Here is a 2,697-nt window from a genome sequence, read left to right as displayed (position 1 = left end):
GGGTGGACGCGGGTGGTTCGGCCTCGGATCTTGTTCGGGTAGGCGGCCAGTTCGGTGATCGTGGTGGGGTCGGTGTGCAGGATCCAGCGGTGTGGGTGGCGGGTCTCCTGGCGTCCGCGGATGCGGCCTTGCTGGCGCCAGCGGTGGATGGTTCCGGTGGTGACGCCGAGGCGGGCGGCCAGATCCGCGAGCCACCACTCGTGGGCGCCGGGTGCCTCGTCGGGGTGGACGGGCAGTGGCCGGTGGTGGGTGATCGGGTGTCCGGCGCGGCGCAGGACCTGGTCGACCAGTCGCCAGCGGATCGGGCCGTCATCGCGGGCGGGGCGGAAACCGTCGGTGTTGAGCTGATCGGCGATCTGGCGAGGATCCAGGCCGCGGCGGGCGAGCTCGATCACGCGGGCGGTGAGCTGGGGGTAGTAGCTGAGGTCTTCGAAGCGTTGGAGGGGGCGGCGGAGCACCCCGGTGGTGGTCATCCCGCCGGCCCAGCAGATGGTGACGTCGACCAGTTCGCTGCGGCCACGGACGGTGACGATGATGTCGTCGATGACGGCGCGGATGATCTGCTTGCGGTCGGCGTTGTCGGTGGTCGGCGCGTTCCAGAGGGCGGGCAGGTCGGCTGCCGCGGCGGCGATGGCCTGCTTGTCAGGGGCGGTCAAGGGCACGGGGGCGGTGTGCTGGAAGCGGTGCCAGTCCTCGGTGAGCTGCTGGTGGTGGGCCAGGGCTTGTTCCCAGTCGGCTTCCAGCTGGCGGACCACCAGGCGGTTCTCGGGCTCGGCCAGCTGATAGCAGCGGCGGGCGTGGTCCACGGCCTGCTGGGCACGTTCCAGCCGCTGGGTCCAGATTTTGTTCAGCGCGGCCCGGTCGGCGTGGAGCTGTTCGGCCGCGGCGATGCTGACCTGTGCGGCGGCCGGGGTCAGCGCGGCCAGCAGCCGGGCGGTGATGAAGGTGTCCAGACAGCGGCCGCTGAGGTGCTGACAGTGCGGGCCGCCGTAGTCGGCGCGGGCTCCGGTGCAGTTGTAGCTGGTGCGGGGTTTACCGGCGTCGATGTGATAGGCCACCGTCATCCGGCGGCGGCATCGGCCGCAGCGCAGCAGTCCCGCCAGCAGCGCCGGGCCGTAGCGCACCGCCCCGGGCACGTCGGCGTGTGGCTGGTTCGCGGCCAGGCGGGCCAGGTTGGCCTCGTACTGCGCCACGGTGATGTAGGCGGGCAACGCGTCCTCGATCCAGGCCAGCCACTCGGCCCGCTCCATCCGCCGCAGCCCGGCCTTGGGATGCCCGGGCCGGCGGCGGGAAGGATCGACCCGCCGCCGCCCATACACGTAGACCCCGGCATAGACCGGGCTGCCCAGCATGCAGGTCAGGGTGGCGCGGGCTGGCCGTTTCCACACCAGCTCGCCCCTGTCGGGGCCCGAGCGGGCCCGGATCCCGATCTGGATGCCGTGTTCGACCAGGAAACGCATCACGCCCTGGATCGAACCGAGCTCGGCGAACTTCGCGAAGACCAGACGCACCACGGACTGCACCTGCTCATCGGGGTCCAGCACCGCCTCGCCCGACGGACAACGCCAGTACCCCACCGGCAGCGCGATGGCCAACTCGCCGCGGCGGGCCTTGTTCACCCGCCCGGCCTGCATCCGCTGATTGATCAGATACAGCTCGGCCTCGGACATCGTCCCTTTCAACCCCAGCAGCAACCGGTCGTTGTACTCGGCCGGGTCGTACACGCCATCGACGTCCGCCAGCAGCGCACCACCGAGCGCGCACAACTCGATCAGCTGGTACCAGTCCTTCCCCGAGCGTGCCAGACGCGACATCTCCGTGCCCAGTACCAGCCCGACGTGCCCCAAAGAGATCTCGGCTACCAGCCGCTGGAACCCCGCCCGGCCGACCGCGCTCGCCCCGGACCTGCCCAGGTCATCGTCGATCACCTGGACCCGCGACGCCGTCCAGCCCAGCGCCACGGCCCGGTCCACCAACGCGTACTGCAACCGCGTCGACTCACCGTGCCCCAGCACCTGCCCGCGGGTGGACTGGCGCACATACACCACCGCCAGCCGGTCGGTATGGCGACAGGTCACCTTGCCGCCCGACCGCTCCCACGGCATCACCATGGTCACCGGTCACTCTCCGAGCTCGGTGCCGCCGGGGCCTGCTGGTTCGCCGCCCCGCTCCGCGACGGCAGACTCTTGCGAGCGATCAGCGCCAGCCAGTACACCGCCGTCCGGCGATTGGCCACCGGCAGCCCCGCCCACAGACTTGCCACATCCGGCTCTGAGCTTGGCCCCCGAGCACGGACACCTCACCTGAGGTGGCCCCCGGCCACCAGGGAGGATGTCGACCATGCCCGCTCCACACCCGCCCGAGTTCCGCCGGCGTGCGGTCGAACTCGCCCGCCGTGGCGACACGCCGATCGCGGCGCTCTCGAAGCAGCTGACGATCAGTGAGTCGTGTCTGCGTAACTGGATCGCCCAGGCCGACGCGGACGACAACGGCGGCGAGAACCGCCTGACGAGCGTGGAGAAGCGTGAGCTGGCCCAGTTGCGCCGAGACAAGAAGCGCCTGGAGATGGAAAACGAGATTCTCAAGCGCGCGGCCGCCTACTTCGCCCGGGAGAACATCCTCCCAAACTGATCTACCGGCTGGTCCGTGAGCTCGCCGACGACCCGGAACTGGATGTGGATGTCGCGGTGGCCTGCC

2 protein-coding genes are annotated in these 2,697 nt (G+C 70.5%); one reads left to right on the top strand and one right to left on the bottom strand.

Annotation, left to right across the window (positions count from 1 at the left end):
- The coding region (locus AC08OP_RS23790; protein WP_476616210.1) for a recombinase family protein at positions 1 to 2,111 on the bottom strand (2,111 nt) is incomplete at its 3' end.
- A gap of 229 nt (positions 2,112 to 2,340) precedes the next feature.
- Here AC08OP_RS23790 and AC08OP_RS23785 point away from each other — a divergent pair.
- The gene (locus AC08OP_RS23785; RefSeq protein ID WP_476616209.1) at positions 2,341 to 2,631 is read left to right on the top strand and encodes a transposase; all 291 of its coding nucleotides are present in this window, start codon (positions 2,341 to 2,343) and stop codon (positions 2,629 to 2,631) included.
- The last annotated feature ends 66 nt before the right edge of the window (positions 2,632 to 2,697 follow it).

Source organism: Frankia sp. CeRuru1, from assembly GCF_977966315.1.
Note: the sequence above shows the minus strand (reverse complement) of the source record. Positions and strands in the feature narration are given on the sequence as shown.